We start from the raw sequence: 15,927 nt of genomic DNA, 5'->3' as shown, positions 1-15,927 counted from the left end.
CCCGGGCGGCGCCGTCGTGGTTTTGGCTTTTAGGACCGCCGGCGCTGAAGCCACGGCTGGAGCAGGCCCGTGACCCAGGGCAGCACCCAATAGGCCATGATCGGGGTGAGGATCGCCGTCGTGATCAGCACGCGCAGCGGCATAAACAGGCTGTCCCACTCCGGAACCGCCAGGCCCACCAACCAGGTGAAAGCCAGGTTCACCGGGAAGAAGCCCAGCCAGATGGCCACGGCCTGCTTCCAGCGCGGTGGCTTTACCGGAGCTTGAAGGTCGGTGGTGGACGACGGCGAGTCGAACCAGCCTTCAATCCCGGTGCGGCGGGTGACGGTGCGGTCTTCAACCATGTCCCGGCCGCGTTCCAGCCATTCCCTGCGCGGTTCGGAATGCTCCCAGGCATCCAGGGCAGCGGCGTCGGAGAAGCGGTAGAGCATGTGCCATTCATCGGAGGTGGCGGAGGTGCGGACCCATCCGGAGCCGAGGAACCCGGGCCAGGTGTTGGCGAGGTTGACGCCCTCCTGGACCCAGTGGGTGGCCTCAGGCACACGGCGGGGATCGACCCGCCGGGTGATGGAGACCGTCACCGCCTCCGGCCCGCGGGCCGGAAGGGTGTCAGTGTGCGTTGATGTCATGTTTCCAAGTATCCGGGGGTACTGCGGTGCCGGACTAATCCGGAGCCTTCCCCGGCTGCTGCGGGCACCCCGTTGCTGTTCAGCCGTACAGCTCGGCGGCGAGGCCGAGCATCGCGGCCACACTCCGGGAGGGCCGCAGGGCCGACGGCCACACCATGGAGACCGGAACCGGACGGACCGCGGGGCTAAGCGGCCGCACTACCAGCGGACGGCCTTCATAGGACAGTTCCCCGGCCGGCTGCTGGACGAGGATGGCGTAGCCCATCCCGCGTCCCACCAGCGAGCGCGTCACCTCATAGTCAGTAGTGCGGAACCGGACGTTCGGCACCAGGCCGGCGGCATCAAACATGGTCATGGTGTTCTCCCGGCTGGGATCAACGTCCAGCAGGATCATGGGTTCGGGCGCCACATCGGCCAGGGACAATTCGGTCCGTTCCGCGAGCGGGTGCCCTGCCGAGAGCACCACGGCCGGTTCGGCCGCGAACAGCGGCTGCCGGTTCAGCCCCGCCGGAAGCGAGAGATCGTAGGCGATGGCGACGTCGAGCTGTCCGTCCGCCAGCCGCCGGTGGATCTCCGACTGCGGACCGTCATAGAAGTCCAGCTCCACCAGCGGATACCGCCGCCCGTAGTGCTCGATCAGGCGGGCCAGCACCGTCGGGGCCAGCGTCAGGTAACAGCCCAGGACCAGTGAACCGCGCACCTCGACGTCGCTGCCGCCGGCGTGGAGCTGCAGGTCAACGGCGTCCACCAGCAGGCTCCGCGCCCGGCCGAGCACGTTCTGCCCGGCCGTGGTCAGTGTGATGCCGTGCGCCTTCCGCCGGATCGCCAGCTGCGCCCCGAAGGCCCGTTCAAGGTTGTTCAGCGCCCCGGCCACTGCCGACTCGGAGACATGCAGACTCTGGGCCGCAGCCGCAATACTGCCCTGGTCAGCGACGGCGGCGAAGACCTCCAGTTGCCGCAGGGTGTACCTGAGCATACTTAACCTCACTCAAAGCGTGGATATTCAATGATTTCTTGTACTTTACCGGGGATATGACGCACGGCACACTGGGAGGCAGGCGGGTGCCGCCGCAACGCACACGAGGAGATCACCGATGACCACCCCGGATACCACCCAGTCCCCCGGCTGCCCCTTTTCCGGCGTGCCGGCGGACAACGGCTCCACCGAAGCCGTCTTCCCTGGTGCGGCCGCCGGCGCTCCCGGCACCATTCCCCCGGCCGGGGGAATCCGCGAGGCGCCCGTGGCCGACTGGGTAACCATCCCCGACCTTTACCGGGACCCGTTCCCGATCTACCGGCGGATGCGCGAGGAAGCCCCGGTGCACTGGGTGCCGGCGGTGAACCGTTACATGGTGACCAGCTACGCCGCCTGCCACACCATCGAGCAGGACGACGCAACCTTCTCCGCCGATGAAACCGGTTCACTGATGAAGCGGTCCATGGGCCATTCAATGCTCCGCAAGGACGATCCGGAACACCGGGTTGAACGGGACTCCTACGGGTCCACACTGCGTCCGGGAACCATCAAGAACCACTGGAAAGCCCTCTTCGAGGCGAACAACGAGAAGTACCTTGGGGAGCTGGAGGCCAAGGGCTCCGGCGCCGACTTCGTCTGGGACTACGCAGCGCCCTACGCCGCGGAGAACCTGCGCCTGGTCTGCGGGTTTAAGAACGCCACGCAGCAGGACCTGCAGCGCTGGAGCCAGACGATGATCGACGGCACCGGGAACTACGCGGACGACGCCGATGTCTGGGAAAAGAGCGCCCGCTCCTCTGCGGAGGTGGATGCCGCGATCGACGAAATGCTGCCGTACTTCCGGAAGAACCCGGACCACTCGCTGCTCTCCGGGCTGGCCTCGATGCCGATCCCCCTGGAAGCCATCCGCGCAAACCTGAAGATGACCATTGGCGGCGGGCTGAACGAGCCGCGGGACGTCCTGGGCACCACGGTCTGGGCACTGCTGGAGAATCCGGACCAGCTCGCCTCGCTCCAGGAGGACCCCAAGCTGTACGCCGCGGCCTTCGAAGAATCCGTCCGCTGGGTGGCCCCCATCGGCATGTACCCGCGGGAAGCCACCCGGGACACCGTGCTGGAGGGCATTCGCCTGCCCAAGGGAGCGCGCATCGGCGTCGTGATTGGTGCCGCCAACCGTGACCCGGCGGTCTTCGAGGACCCGGAAACCTACAACATTCACCGGCCCAGGAAACCGCACCTGGGTTTCGGCGGCGGAACGCACTTCTGCGCCGGCACCTGGGTGGCCCGCACCCAGGTGGCCCAGGTGGCCATGCCCGCACTCTTTGACCGTTTCCCGCGCCTGCGCCTGGACCCGGCGGCAGAAACGGTCGACGCCGGCTGGGTCTTCCGCGGCATGCTCAAGATGCCCGTGCGCTGGGACTAACCCCGACTTTCCTAGGAGAACCATGAACACCGTTACCTTTATCCAGCCCTCGGGCGCGCCGGCCACTGTGAGCGTGGAGCCGGGCACGTCCCTGATGCGCGCTGCCGTCACCAACGGAGTGGACGGCATCGTCGGGGAATGCGGCGGCCAGGCGATGTGCGCCACCTGCCACGTTTACGTCCGCCCCGAGTTCGCCGCCGCGCTCCCGGAGCCCAGTGACGACGAAGAGGAGATGCTGGACTGCACCACAGCTGAACGGACGGAGCTTTCCCGCCTGGGCTGCCAGATCAAGGCCTGTGCGGAACTGGACGGGATCGTTGTCGACGTTCCGTCGGAACAGGTCTGAGATGTCCGTAGTCATCATCGGCGGCGGGCAGGCCGGGCTGCAGGTTGCGGACTCGCTGCGCAGCGGCGGCTACCAGGACGGCATCACGGTCATCGCCGAGGAACCGGGCCTGCCCTACCAGCGTCCGCCCTTGTCCAAGGACTATCTGGCACCCGAGGGCAACCCTGCACCGCTGCCGCTCCGCGCGGCATCGTTCTTTGCGGACAAGGAGATCACGCTGCGCAGCGGCGTGCGTGCAGCCGCTGTGGACCGCACTGCCCGGACCGTGACCCTATCCGGCGGGGAACAGGTGGGCTACCGGCACCTGGTCTTTGCCACCGGCACCGCGAACCGTGCGCTCACCTGCCCGGGCGCAGACCTTCCCGGCGTGCATCTGCTGAGGACACTGCCCGACGCCGAGGCACTCCACTCTGCCCTGGCTGCGGCCCGCCGGGTGGTGGTGGTGGGTGCCGGCTTCATCGGACTGGAAGTCGCCGCCGCTGCCCGGGCACGCGGCTGTGAAGTGACGGTGCTGGAGTTCGCGCCGAGTCCCATGGGCCGGGCCCTGAGCCCCGCCATGGGTACCTGGTTCGCCGGGGCCCACGCCCGTGCCGGAATCCGGCTGCGCTTCAACGAAGGCATCGCCTCCTTCGAGCCGGGCATGGACGGCAGGGTTGGCTGGGCGGTGTCCACGACCGGTTCCCGGTACCGGGCGGATCTGGTGGTGGCAGGCATCGGCGTCGTGCCCAATGATGCGCTGGCCGCCGCGGCCGGGCTGGAAACCGGGAACGGCATAGTGGTGGACGCCTCCCTGCGCACCTCGGATCCGTCGGTCCTGGCCGTGGGTGACTGCGCCAGTTTCCCGTCGGTGCATGCGGGCACGCGGATCCGGGTCGAGTCGGTGCAGAACGCCACGGACCAGGGACGGCATGCGGCGCGGTCCATCCTCGGACCGGCCGAGCCGTACACGGACCTGCCATGGTTCTGGAGCAACCAGGGCAGCCTGCGGCTGCAGATCGCCGGTCTGTCCGCACCCGGGGACCGGACCGTGTTCAGCGGCGATCCGGAGTCCGGAAAGTTCTCTGTGCTGTGTTTCCGGAACGAACGGCTGGCCGCCGTGGAGTCGGTGAATTCGCCCGGGGAGCATTTGGGTGCGCGGAAGCTGCTGGCGGCCGGGATCAGTCCGGCGCTTGAGGAGGCTGCTGCCCCCGGCTTCAGCCTGAAGGCACTGGCGCGGCAGGCCGTCGCGGCGTCGTCGTCCGCTTAGCCTCCTCCCCCTCCCCCCTCCCGCTCCCCATCGAGATGGCAGAAACTGCTCTTTTGAGCCCTCAAACGGGCAGTTTCTGCCATCTCGATTAGCGGGCCGGGCCGGGGTAGGCGGGCCGGGTCAGGCGAGGAGCAGGAGCCGCTCGCCGAGCAGGACCAGTGCCACGCACACCATCAGGATGCCGCTGGCCAGGGTGACCGCGCGGGCTGCTGCAGGCCGGGAGCGGAGCAACCGCCGGGCACCGAGCGCCACCAGGGTGTAGACGAGCACGGAGACACCGAAGTGGGACAGCCCCAGCACCAGGGACTGCAGCGGCAGCGCCAGGGCTGCCGCCGGATCCACGAACTGCGGGATCAGGGCCAGGTACAGCAGCAGCGCCTTCGGGTTGGTGCCTGAGGTTCCCAGCCCCTTGAGGAACTCGCGGCGTTCGACGGCGCGGCGGGAGCGGACCGGCGCGCGGACGGCCAGGGCCACGGACCCGGAGCCACTTGAACCGGAGCCCTCCGCTACGGCCGGTTCTGACTCCGCCCCAGACGCGGGCACCGGCGTCGTACTTCCGTCTGTAAATCCGGCGCCGCGCCAGGAACGCATCGTGGAGATGCCCAGCCACAACAGGTACGCCGCGCCGGCCAGGGTCAGGCCGGTGAGCAGCCCGGGTGAAGCCGCGATCAATGCCGCGAGCCCGGCGACGATCAGCGCGGTGTGGACCAGGTAGCCGGCGCAGAGCCCGGCCACGGAGGGGGCCACGCGCCGAGCGCGCAGGCCGGAGGAGATGCAGTACGCCCAGTCAGCACCCGGGGTCATGGCCAGGGTGATCGAAACCGCCGCGAACCCCGCGAGCTGTGAAAGATCCATTCCTCAACCCTAGGAAAAACATGGCGCGAAGTGCTGACCGGAATATGCTGCACAAACGGGTTTCACGATATGGTTTTTGCGTGATTGACGCCATTGACCGTGAAATCTTGCGCCTGCTCCAAAATGACGGACGGATGAGTGCGACGGCGCTGGCCGCCCGGGTGGGACTGACCGTCGCACCGTGCCACCGCCGGATCAAGGAGCTTGAACGAGCCGGGGTGCTTACCGGATACCGTGCCGTGGTGGATCCTGCCGCCGTCGGGCTGGGCTTCCAGACCCTGGTGTTCGTGACCCTGCGCGACCGCACGCAGATGCTGGCTTTCGAGGAGGCCGTCGGCCGGCACGAGCAGATTGTGAAGGCGGACCGCCTCTTCGGTGATCCGGATTTCCTGCTGAAGGTGATTGCGGCGGATCTTCCCGGCTACCAGCAGTTCTACGACGATGTGCTGGTGAACCTGCCCGGGGTGGAGAAGCTCACCAGCACCATCGTGATGAAGACCGTCAAGGAAGAAGCCGGTCTGCCGCTGTGAGGTGAGCGGCGCGGAGGCCTCCCGTAAATTGGAACCTATGCCCACTGAAACCGAGGAACTTACCGTCAACGTTGGGGACGGGACCGTTAGTGCCGTGTTCGCCAGGCCCGCCGATGCGTGGGCGTCCATGGTGGTGGCGCATGGAGCCGGGTCCGGCATGGAGCACCCCTTCCTCACCGGTTTCACCGACGCGATGAACGACGGCGGCGTGGCGACCTGGCGGTTCAACTTCCCCTACCGGGAGGCCGGCAAGAAGTTCCCTGACCGTGCGCCGGCCGCGATTGCCGCGTGGCGGGCCGTGATGTTTGCGGCGGAGGACAATGCCGGCGGCGTGCCCGTGTGGGCGTGCGGCAAGTCCTTTGGCGGGCGGATGGCTTCCATGGCCGTGGCCGAGGGGATGCAGGCTGCGGGCCTGGTGTATCTCGGTTACCCGCTGCACCCGCCGGGTAAGCCGGAGAAGCTGCGCGACGAGCACCTGTATGGGCTCACCCTGCCGATGCTGTTCCTCCAAGGCACCCGGGATCCGTTCGCGCTGCCGGGTGAGCTGGAACCGGTGGCCGAAAGGATCGGGCCGAACGCCGTCGTCGAGCGTATTGAAGGCGGAAACCACATGTTCGAGGTCGCCGGGAACAAGCGGCCGCAGGACGTGATCGGGGCGTCACTGGCCGCGCCGGTGCTGGACTTCATGCGTTCCCACCGGAGTTAGCGGCAGGGCTGGTCGCAACCTCCGGGGAGATCACGTCGCTTTGAGGGCGCCAGCCCAAACCATTGCGGAGATAACGTCGCTTTGAACGCCCCAAAGCAGCGTTTACTCCCCGAGGGTTGTCGCTGAAGGTCCCTAAGGGACGTCAGCTCCCCGAAGGTTCGCCAGGACTCTGCCCGGCGTCTTCTGTTTTGACGGAACCCGGCGGCACTGCCACGATCAGTGAGTGCGCTGCGCTCCACCTGGCGCCCAGCCGTTATCGACTATTCGCTTGATCTGCCGCGGGCTCCTGCGGCGCTTGTCCAGGAGGACTTTTGGCACCCAACCCCGCCCTGCAGGCAGTTTTCTGGGACATGGACGGAACCCTGGTGGACACCGAACCGTACTGGTTCGCTGCCGAGAAAGAACTCATGGCCCGGTTTGGGGTGAGCTGGAGCGACGAGCAGGCCATGGCACTGGTGGGCAATGCGCTTCCGGATTCTGCCCGTGCACTGCAGGCTGCGGGGGCCGAGCTGGGGATCCGGGAGATCCTTGACGGGATGCTGGACAGCGTTGTCCGCTCCGTCCAGCAGGAAATCCCCTGGCGTCCCGGAGCCCGGGAACTGTTGGCCGAGCTGTATGCCGCCGAGATCCCGTGCGCCATGGTGACCATGAGTGAAGCGCTGCTGGCCCACGTCATTGCCGATCAGCTCCCGGAGGGAACCTTCCGTTTCCTGGTCACCGGCGAGATGGTCTCCCTGGGCAAACCCGATCCGGAGCCCTATCTGCTGGCGGCAAAGCTGATGGGGGAAGAACTGGGCACGTCCATGGACCTGGACCGCATTGTTGCAGTGGAGGATTCACTCCCAGGAGTTGCCTCTGCCAAGGCCTCAGGTGCGGTCACCCTCGCCGTGCCCAACGCCGTCGAGGTTCCCCAGCAGCCCGGGATTACCCGCTGGGAAACCCTGGCCGGCCACACCGTTGAGGATCTGCAGGCGCTGGTTGCGGAGCGGGTTTCCGCTTCGGCTTAGTTTCTCCCTCTCCGCACGGTGAGCCCTGAGGATTTGGACCGATTGCACGGCCCGCAGAGGATTTGGAGATTATCCTCTGTACTACTTCCTCCCAGCGCTACTGGGATAACGTGGTCAAACTGCAATTCCGACGAAGATCCACATGCCTGGCAGCTTCCGCCGTCCCTTAGCCACACCAGCTGTTTCAGGTCGTCCGGTATGTGCGCTCTCTTCGTATTCTGCCTGGGGTTTGAGCCCATGGCGACGATGGCCTGAGCCCGCTCCACCTGCTGACGCTGCCGATGAGCCTTCGAAGTGATGAGCGCATACACCTGATCGGCATTGAGGCCTTCAGCTTCCCAATAAAACCTATCCTGATAGTGCCAATATCGGCGCCCACTGACGCGCGCCACAAGTTTGGGATATTGCCTCTGCCGTTCATAATGATCCAGAAATTCACGCTCGGTGATCTTCCTCAGCTCGTAAGACTTTCTCCCAATCGTTATGACGGCGGGACCATTGCTGGTCCAAAAACCCCTGCGATGACTGAAAGATACATTTTCGGCTCTTCTGAGCATCCCTAGCCCTAAATTTCTAGTCCAACTATTGTAAACATCATTCCCTAATCGAGGTTGGGTACAAGTGCAAAACGCCTAAAACGAGCGAACCTTTGGTGAGTGCGTAGCTACAGCTGCTGCCCCTCAAACGGAGTGTGCTGGTGCAGCGCGAGTTTCCAGCTGCCGTCTTCCCTGGCATACACGCTGCTGAGCAGGGCCGTATAGGGGGTTCCTTCGCGGTCCGCCCGCACCTTGTAGGTGAGGACACCGACGTCGTTCCCCAGGTAGTCCTCCCGGGGTTCGATGATCTCGAAGGCAGTCCAGGGCGGTCCGCCCATCGACTCGATGATCTGCTCCCGGTCGGTGATCCGCAGCCCGTTGGTCAGCAGGACCACAGGCTGGCTCGCCAGCACCTCGGAGTAGAAGGCGGTTGCCTCTTCCGGTCCGGTGGACAGCGCGTGCCAGCCGGCCGTTTCAAGTTCCACGAGTTCGTTTTCCATGGTCCGGGAGTGTAGACGCGCCGCAGGCGAACCGACAGGGAGCGAAGGAAACTGCACGCCGGAATAACCCCCGGTGCGTGGGCGCTGGAGAAGGTGTGAAGAAGATTGGATTCCTTTCCTTTGGCCACTATCAGGACGTCCCGGGTTCCCTGACCCCCACGGCCGGCGACGCGCTGCTGCAGGCCATCGACCTGGCGGTCGCGGCTGAAGAGGTCGGCGGCGATGGTGCGTTCGTACGTGTGCACCACTTCGCGCCGCAGCAGGCGTCGCCGTTCCCGCTGCTCGCCGCGATGGCTGCGCGCACGTCCCGGATCGATCTGGGCACCGGCGTAATCGACATGAGGTAGCGCATCTCGGGGTTGATGCACTTGAGCAGAACCTAGGCGGTCACAGAACCGTCACGGGGACCAGAGCCCCCTCATGAACGCCTACGCCGGAGGATTGCACAGGACCGCGCGAATCATTAGGGTTGAGACCACTAAGGCCTTCGGAAGGGGCTGCGAGGAATTGGCCGGAGCCGGGACACCGGATCACTCGCCACCACACGAGAAACGCCACCCGAGCCCCGCCCAAAGGCCTTAGTTTTGTCCCGAAACTATCCGGAGTCCCTGCTCATCCCAGTAATGAGCACCTGGGCAGCTTCGCCACCAGGCGGACTCCGTCACCAGTCGGATGGCGTTGTTCGGAAAAATTTTCATCCCCTCGCCCAAGTGGTTTCCACGAGGATCTGTACAGACCAGTTGTAAGACGCGGGAGTAATAGCGTCCGTCACCACTAACTAGGGCAGCGGTCAAAAAGCCGGAGAACACATCGGCGGCCTGAAGGCCATCGAGCCTCGCGGAATCGAACCACTTGAATGGCCAGAGGAGGTTGCCGAAGGGTGTTCGGGCATCATTGCGAAGTGCGGCAGCATGAAGCTGCATCATGGTTTCATCGTGGTCCACACCTCCGACGACGCCAAGTGAAACTTTGGCAAGTCGCGGACCGCCAGGCCAACCTGCGGCCGCGCGTGCTACTCGTTCCATGAGGTACTGCGTCATCAAATGGTATGAGCGTGCTTGTTCGTTGCGCATGTGGGCTCCAAGGCCCACCGAAGGCTTGTGTAGCAGAACGTTGACCAACCTTATGTTGGGGATCGAGGTCAGAAGGTGGAGGGCAGTGAATCTCCTGGCTTCTTGCTTCACCTTGAAGTGGTCAACCCAGTGCAGTTTGTTGCCCGCCGGGATCCTGTAGACGGACCTCAGCCCAGCTACGGCCGCCCGCATGTGATCCACATGCTCTTGTTCGACCATGAGAGCGGTCATGGTGAACCATTCGGATTCACGGTTGTTCTTGAAGTTCCTATCACCGTACTCATCAACGAAGACGTGAACCTTCGGTAAGACCTTGTGCTGGCTGGGTGTCTCGAAGAGAACCAGGGCAGGGTCAGGGGTGGGTGCGGGCGCAGGGACTGGCGCTCCCCAGTTGCCGGACCAGTCAGGGGAATTCGTGGCAGGGACTGGCGCTCCCCAGTTGCCGGACCAGTCAGGGGAATTCGTGGCAGGGACTGGCGCTCCCCAGTTGCCGGACCAGTCAGGAGGATTCGTGGCAGGGACTGGCGCTCCCCAGTTGCCGGACCAGTCAGGAGGATTTGTGGCAGCCGGCACCGCCCAGCCTCCCCAGTCAGGAGGGACAAACGAGTCAGGTTCTCCATCCGATTGATGCACGCGTCTCATTGTAGGTTCGACAGTGGGCGGATTTAGCCATCGGCGACTTTCTAGGAGCCGCGGAATCTGCGGCGGGGGGAAGCAACTGAGTCCTGTTCGGCGGGGCGGACGTCTTGGCTGCCGTCTCCCGAAGCCATGGGCCGACAAGACCCTGACCAGCGGTGTGAGGTCGCGCACGTCGAGGTTGTAGCGTTGGCTGCATGAAAAGGGTCGCCGCGTATGTACGGATCTCAATGGACGCTACTGGCGAGCGGTGGGGCGTCGAGACGCAGCGGCGAAAGATCGCGGAGTTGTCCAGCGCCCGTGACTGGCAGATCGTGGAGTGGTACGAAGACAATGATGTCTCGGCTTCAAAGCCCCGTGGGCCGAAGTCGGACTGGGCACGGATGCTCCGCGACGCCGAGGCGGGACAGTTCGAGCTGGTCGTCGCCGTCGACATCGATCGGCTGCTGCGCTCGACACGCGACATGAACACACTGATGGACACCGGAGTCAACGTGGCGACGGTGGACGGAGAGATCGATCTCTCCACGGCGGACGGCGAGATGCGCGCTGGGTTCCTTACGATCATGGCGCGGTTCGAGACCCGTCGAAAGTCCGAACGTCAGCTGCGGTCGAATGCCCGGCGACGGGCTGAAGGGATCCCCGCCTCGGCCTGGACTCCGTTCGGCTGGACGAAAGATGGCGAGCTTATCCCCGAGCAGGCGGCTGCGGTCCGCAGGGCGTTTGATGCCTTCCTCGGCGAGCCTTCGCTGTCCATCCGCCGCATCCGCGAGGATCTCAATTCCGCCGGTCACCGCACGGCCCGAAACTCTGCGTTCTCCATCGACGCTGTTCGGTATCTGCTGGCGAACCCGCTCTACGCCGGCTTCATCAAGAAGTACTCGACCGGGGAGCTGTTCCCGGTCCAGGGCGAGAAGTTCCCGTCTATCGTCAGCGAGCCGACGTGGCGGGCGGCGGTGGTGAAGCTGGAGGACAACGTGCGGCGGGCGGGCAAACAGGGCAATCAGCCGAAATATCTGCTGTCATCGGTCGGCCTGTGCGGGAAGTGCGGGGCGACCCTCGTCTCGGGGAACAACAGCCGGGGCGTCGGGACGTACAAGTGCGGCGTGCACTTCCACTTGTCGCGTCAGCGTGATCCGGTCGATGCGATGGTGATCGAGGCCGTGCTCACCCGGCTGTCAGCGGTGGACGTGCATGACCTGGTCGCACCTCCGGAGGACGTGTCGGTCGACCGCGAAGCGCTGCTCTCCGAGCGCAAGGCATTGGTTGAGAGAATTGAGGAGTTGACCCCGCTGCTCGCTGACATTCGTCAGCCTGTCAAGAAAATCAGCGAGGGGCTCGCGCTGGCCCAGGCGCGCATCACTGAGCTCGACGTCGCGTTGTTGGACCGTACCGTGTCGCCGTCGGCCGGCTTGCTGGCCGGCATCGACGATCCGGCGGGCACCCGGCAGCGCCACCAATCAGTCGCGCGGAAGTGGGAGGCGTTGGACATGGATCGTCGCCGGATGCTGGTGAACGAGCTGGTAACTGTGACCATTGATCCGATCCAGCCGGGGCATGTGAAGTTCGACCCGGACCTTGTACGAATAGAGGCGCGTCGCAACTGACGCACGGGTTAATCGGTCATTGCGGTGCAAGTCGTGTCATGTGAGAATAGTTGCAGACATCACAGAGGTCGGCGCCAGCCCGGTTCGCCACCGGGTTTCCACCTCGCTCATGGCGTCTCGGGTGGCGACAGACCGAGACACGGGGAGACCGTAACCACCGGTTGAACCGAGAATAAGTCCAAGGCGACGGGGAACAGTCCGCCCCCGCTGTTGGGAGTGGAGCGGAAAGCTCCTCCTGTAAGGACACTCGTGATGTCTGTCGTTATTGACACTCCGCGCGCATTCGCGCCGGGCCGCCCAGCTCAGGTCCCGGACTCGACCTCAGATCAGAAAGCCGATGGCTTTGATCCCGTGCTTTCCGCTGCCCTCGCTGCCGGCCGTCTGGCTGGTGAGCGACTCGCCTGCACGCCCCTGACCCCGAGACAATGCGCCGTCGTCGCTTCCGTGATGGGCGGTGTCCGATGAACGCCAACGCCGCCGCGTCCCACCACATCGAAGGCTTCCGCTGGCGCCTGGGAGACCCTTCCCTGACCGACGCCGAGGCCCGCCTCTACGACCTCGGCATACTCCGATCCGTGCTCAACGAGGTCGTCGAGATGGCCGTCGCTGACGCCCGCGCCGACGGCGCGACCTGGGTCAAGATCGCTGATGCCCTCGGCGTCACGCACCAGGCTGCCATCAAGCGCTACGGTAAGGGCGGTGGTCGCCGATGAGCGCCCCGGACCGCGCCAGCAGCACTGCTCCCGCCGATCTGAACCCGCCCGGAGGGCCCAGCCTGGCACCCGCCGCAGGCGGGCTGCCCGTCGCCGCTCCGAACAGCGAAAACATGGGGTCTGAGCCGGAATTTTATCCCGCTCAGAATACCGATATCGGATACACGACCGACGACCACACCACCGAGAACGATGTTTCCGCAGGTCAAAAGCCTGTGTGCACGCGCGACTCCTTGGGTTCGCGCGTATCCGTTTCAGAAACGGATACCTCATCTGCTCCAACGGATACCCCGGTCGACTACTCCACGTTCGAGGTGCCGGGAGCTGATTCGAGCGACGACGTGGAACCGTTCGAGGTGGCTTCGTCGCCTGATCACATTGAGGCTGCGCGCGCCTTCTTCGAGAGGCAGAAGAACTCCGAGACGCAGGAGCAGGTGAAGCGTGCTCAGACGCTCTCGCGGGTGTTCTCAGTGATGCAGTACGCGAACCACCCGGAGACGGGCGAGCCGATGTATAGCCAGGAGCAGCTTGAAGCCGGCCTCGCTCTCCTCGAAGAGCAGTTCGGCACGATGTGGTCGGCCTTCATAGCTCACCCGCTCGATCGGATCGTGGAAGTGGACGAGGGCACAGTGGACTGTCGGTGTACCGGTCTCAAGGGCCTGCACTGGCACCTCGTGCTGTGGTTCAAGGAAAAGCGCCCGAAGACCCGAACGGTCTCGAACGCGCTGGAGATCCCGAGTGCTCGCGTGCGGGTGCCGAAGGAGGTCGTGGCCGAGGAGGGCGGGGACGAGCACAAGGGTTCCGGTGCTGCACCGAAGGCGTTCTTCGACCTCTGTGAGTACCTGCCGCACGAGTCGCGGCGGGCAGATGCGATTCCGGGCGTGCGTCAGATCGAGCGTACGTACTTAACAGACAACAAGCAGGATGGCAATCCGGGCAAGTACCAGTACGGGCGCGGGCGCATCGTGGCGAACTTCGATTTCAGCGCCGAACTGGACGCGCACATGGTTGGCCGCGTGTCGGCTGCCGAGGGAGGAAAGAGCCTCACTGCCAGGAAGCGGAAGCTTCGGCGCGCGGTGATGGACGGGATGACGCTCGATGTGGCCGAGGTCGCTGATCGAGACGCGTTCGCCGACGATCTGCCGCGGCTGGAGATGCTCCACTCGCGGTACGAGCAGAAGCGTGGCGCTCTGGTCGCCGACGGGCTCGGTACGACGTGGCACAAGTCGGTGCTGGCGATCTGCGGCCCGAAGGGGTCTGGCAAGGGCATCCTTGCTGATGAGGTCGCCACGCAGACTCAGGCGCTGGTGGCTCTGGCTGGTTATGACTGGCCGTACGTGCAGCCTCCGGGGCGCAACGCGCTGGAAGCCGTCGGGGATGCGAAGATCACGCATCACGATGATGCCCGCTTCGACATCACGCCGACGTACGACGAGACGTTGCGGTACACGGATAACCACCGCGCCACGGAAGCGTACAAGCGGCACAGCCGCAGCGGGCAGGTGGTCGCGCCGCGGCTGATCATGATGTCGAGCACCGAGACGCCGCAGTCGCTCGGACTTACCATGAAGGCGCGCAAGCCCAGCGACGTGCTGGCGTTCAACGCTCAGGGTGCGAAGCGGTTCCCTCCTGTGGACATCGACGAGTTCCTGCGCCGCATTGGGTGGGCAGTCGAGGTTTCGATCCCGGAGTCGCTGCAGCTGACCGGCAACGATCATGAGGATTACCCGGTGATCCGCGCCGAGATGCTCGTGAGCATCCGCAGGGTCAGGGTGAACTCCGTGCGCCGGATCGAGCCGGTGCTGAATCGCGAAGGCCAGCCGCTGGGCGAGATCACGACGACGCACGAGATGGCTCCGGTCGCAGTAGTGAAGGGTGCTCAGGATGCGGCCCGCTTCCTCGCCGTGTCGATCCTGATGGAAAACAACCGGGACGTGATCGAGCTGATCCCGGAATCCGAGCTGGCCGCGTACCTCGCGCAGAAAGCTGCTATCGAGGTCGCGGCTGCCGAGGAAAGCGAACGGCGCAGGCAGGCCGCTGCCGCAGCCGCCGAGGAGGCCGAGCAGCGTGCTGCCGAGATTGCGGCCAAGAAGCGGCTGAAGGAGATCGAGCGCTGGCAGGCGGAGCAGCGTCTGGCGGCGATGTGCACATGCACGCCGCGCCCCGCCGGCTCCTACGGGAGGCATGGGGACGCCTGCCCGGTGCTCACCGAGGAGGACCGTCGCCAGCGCCTCGAAGCGCGCCGGGCCGAGCTTGATCGGAAGGTCGAGCGGCTCCGGGCGAACGGCGGTCTGCTGGTCGCGGGAGGTGCGCGATGAGCACCTTCGACGGCCAGCAGCAGCCGATCCGCCAGGGCTCCAGTGGAGCGCTGGCGGGTCATTGGATCGAGGCGCGCAGCGCCGAGAAGGCCCCGCGCAGCGGCCCCCGGAGGGCCCCTGACCGGTGCTGCCCACGATGCCTCCCATGCATGCCCCCGCTGGTGATACTGGCTTTGACTGGAGTGCGCTCCCCGAGTGGCTAACTGCAGCAGGGACCCTAGTCGCAGTCGGAATATCCGTTTATCTCGCTTCGCGCGACGGGCAACGTCTGAAGGCTGAGAGGGCAGAGGCTGCGGAAGATCGCGCAGAGTTCCGCCGAATGCAGGCTCAAGAAGCCGAGCAGCGGATGAGGCGGCTGGCAAGTCGAGTCACACTTTCCTCCGAGGGAGCATACAACGATTTCGGTCAACGATTTCGGATATACCGGGTTCACAACGGCGGGGAGGAACCGATTACTGCTGTGCAGATCACCGAGCGTCCGTTCGTGAACGGTGAGCTGAGTTCCACCCACCACGTAATAGGTAATTGGCCCATTATCGAGGGCGGGGGGCAGCGGACGATAGAAGGACGAAAGTATGAGCCGAACGAGTCCCCCGTGGTTCGCCCTACGGAACGATGGGTCATGTTTGGAGACGGACTGGGACAGCGCTGGATCAGGGATGAATTTGGCAAGCTGCGGCTTGCATCAGAGGACCCTGCCACCCCAGGCGGCCCAATGTTTTTCACCCTGTAACCGAAGAATATGGCACACCATAATGTCAGTTATGTTGTGGGCTTTGAAGCCAGAGTGTTGAGGCGCAACCGGCTTGTCGACGGAGGTGGATGC

General features: G+C 65.0%; 15 protein-coding genes and 1 pseudogene. 10 read left to right on the top strand and 6 right to left on the bottom strand.

Features of this window, described 5'->3' with window-relative positions:
* Positions 1-29 precede the first annotated feature (29 nt).
* Positions 30-629 (bottom strand): antibiotic biosynthesis monooxygenase, encoded by a 600-nt coding sequence (locus ABFX29_RS05840; protein ID WP_275124628.1) that lies wholly within the window; start codon positions 627-629, stop codon positions 30-32.
* A 79-nt stretch (positions 630-708) separates the two neighbouring features.
* A complete protein-coding gene (locus ABFX29_RS05835; RefSeq protein ID WP_152225677.1) occupies positions 709-1,605 on the bottom strand; it encodes a LysR substrate-binding domain-containing protein in 897 nt (298 codons plus the stop codon).
* Between the two features lie 118 nt (positions 1,606-1,723).
* Between ABFX29_RS05835 and ABFX29_RS05830 the strand changes: the two genes are divergently transcribed.
* The 3 genes from ABFX29_RS05830 to ABFX29_RS05820 are packed head-to-tail and all read left to right on the top strand — an operon-like array spanning position 1,724 to position 4,620.
* On the top strand, positions 1,724-3,028 hold the full coding sequence (locus ABFX29_RS05830) for a cytochrome P450 (protein ID WP_152225675.1): 1,305 nt from the start codon (positions 1,724-1,726) through the stop codon (positions 3,026-3,028).
* 22 nt (positions 3,029-3,050) lie between these two features.
* Positions 3,051-3,374 (top strand): 2Fe-2S iron-sulfur cluster-binding protein, encoded by a 324-nt coding sequence (locus tag ABFX29_RS05825; protein ID WP_152225673.1) that lies wholly within the window; start codon positions 3,051-3,053, stop codon positions 3,372-3,374.
* Between the two features lies 1 nt (position 3,375).
* Positions 3,376-4,620 (top strand): NAD(P)/FAD-dependent oxidoreductase, encoded by a 1,245-nt coding sequence (locus ABFX29_RS05820; protein WP_152225671.1) that lies wholly within the window; start codon positions 3,376-3,378, stop codon positions 4,618-4,620.
* A 120-nt stretch (positions 4,621-4,740) separates the two neighbouring features.
* Here ABFX29_RS05820 and ABFX29_RS05815 read toward each other — a convergent pair whose 3' ends face one another.
* Entirely contained in the window at positions 4,741-5,475 is a 735-nt protein-coding gene (locus ABFX29_RS05815; RefSeq protein WP_152225669.1) for a LysE family translocator, read from the bottom strand.
* 80 nt (positions 5,476-5,555) lie between these two features.
* On the opposite strand from ABFX29_RS05815, the gene ABFX29_RS05810 reads away from it, so the two are divergent.
* The 3 genes from ABFX29_RS05810 (at position 5,556) to ABFX29_RS05800 (ending at position 7,718) form a co-directional block, all read left to right on the top strand.
* Complete coding sequence (locus tag ABFX29_RS05810) at positions 5,556-6,005, top strand: Lrp/AsnC family transcriptional regulator (RefSeq protein WP_152225667.1); 450 nt, start codon at positions 5,556-5,558, stop codon at positions 6,003-6,005.
* 37 nt (positions 6,006-6,042) lie between these two features.
* Entirely contained in the window at positions 6,043-6,711 is a 669-nt protein-coding gene (locus ABFX29_RS05805; RefSeq protein WP_152225665.1) for an alpha/beta hydrolase family protein, read from the top strand.
* Positions 6,712-7,022: 311 nt separating this feature from the next.
* Positions 7,023-7,718, top strand: a complete 696-nt coding sequence (locus ABFX29_RS05800; RefSeq protein WP_152225663.1) for an HAD family hydrolase — start codon at positions 7,023-7,025, stop codon at positions 7,716-7,718.
* Here ABFX29_RS05800 and ABFX29_RS16635 read toward each other — a convergent pair.
* The gene (locus ABFX29_RS16635; RefSeq protein WP_152227224.1) at positions 7,715-7,957 is read right to left on the bottom strand and encodes an HNH endonuclease; all 243 of its coding nucleotides are present in this window, start codon (positions 7,955-7,957) and stop codon (positions 7,715-7,717) included. The two genes, ABFX29_RS05800 and ABFX29_RS16635, sit on opposite strands and share 4 nt — an antisense overlap.
* Before the next feature lie 425 nt (positions 7,958-8,382).
* A complete protein-coding gene (locus ABFX29_RS05795; RefSeq protein ID WP_152225661.1) occupies positions 8,383-8,754 on the bottom strand; it encodes a nuclear transport factor 2 family protein in 372 nt (123 codons plus the stop codon).
* Between the two features lie 95 nt (positions 8,755-8,849).
* Between ABFX29_RS05795 and ABFX29_RS05790 the strand changes: the two are divergent.
* Positions 8,850-9,098 (top strand): annotated as a pseudogene (locus ABFX29_RS05790) (LLM class flavin-dependent oxidoreductase); the annotation flags it as partial.
* 234 nt (positions 9,099-9,332) lie between these two features.
* On the opposite strand, the gene ABFX29_RS05785 reads toward ABFX29_RS05790, so the two are convergent.
* Positions 9,333-10,469, bottom strand: a complete 1,137-nt coding sequence (locus ABFX29_RS05785) for a DUF3800 domain-containing protein (RefSeq protein ID WP_152225659.1) — start codon at positions 10,467-10,469, stop codon at positions 9,333-9,335.
* A gap of 191 nt (positions 10,470-10,660) precedes the next feature.
* Between ABFX29_RS05785 and ABFX29_RS05780 the strand changes: the two genes are divergently transcribed.
* The 3 genes from ABFX29_RS05780 to ABFX29_RS05770 all read left to right on the top strand — a co-directional run bounded on the left by ABFX29_RS05780 (position 10,661) and on the right by ABFX29_RS05770 (position 15,101).
* Complete coding sequence (locus ABFX29_RS05780; protein WP_152225657.1) at positions 10,661-12,070, top strand: recombinase family protein; 1,410 nt, start codon at positions 10,661-10,663, stop codon at positions 12,068-12,070.
* A 461-nt stretch (positions 12,071-12,531) separates the two neighbouring features.
* The gene (locus tag ABFX29_RS05775; RefSeq protein WP_152225653.1) at positions 12,532-12,783 is read left to right on the top strand and encodes a hypothetical protein; all 252 of its coding nucleotides are present in this window, start codon (positions 12,532-12,534) and stop codon (positions 12,781-12,783) included.
* Positions 12,780-15,101, top strand: coding sequence for a hypothetical protein (locus tag ABFX29_RS05770; protein WP_152225651.1), 2,322 nt, complete (start codon positions 12,780-12,782; stop codon positions 15,099-15,101). The genes ABFX29_RS05775 and ABFX29_RS05770 overlap by 4 nt, the downstream gene beginning before the upstream one ends.
* Positions 15,102-15,927: the final 826 nt, after the last annotated feature.

It is taken from the genome of Arthrobacter gandavensis (assembly GCF_039528575.1).
GTDB lineage: Bacteria > Actinomycetota > Actinomycetes > Actinomycetales > Micrococcaceae > Arthrobacter_B > Arthrobacter_B citreus_B.
The sequence above is the reverse complement of the archived record's forward strand: the minus strand, read 5'-3'. Positions and strand labels throughout refer to the sequence as shown.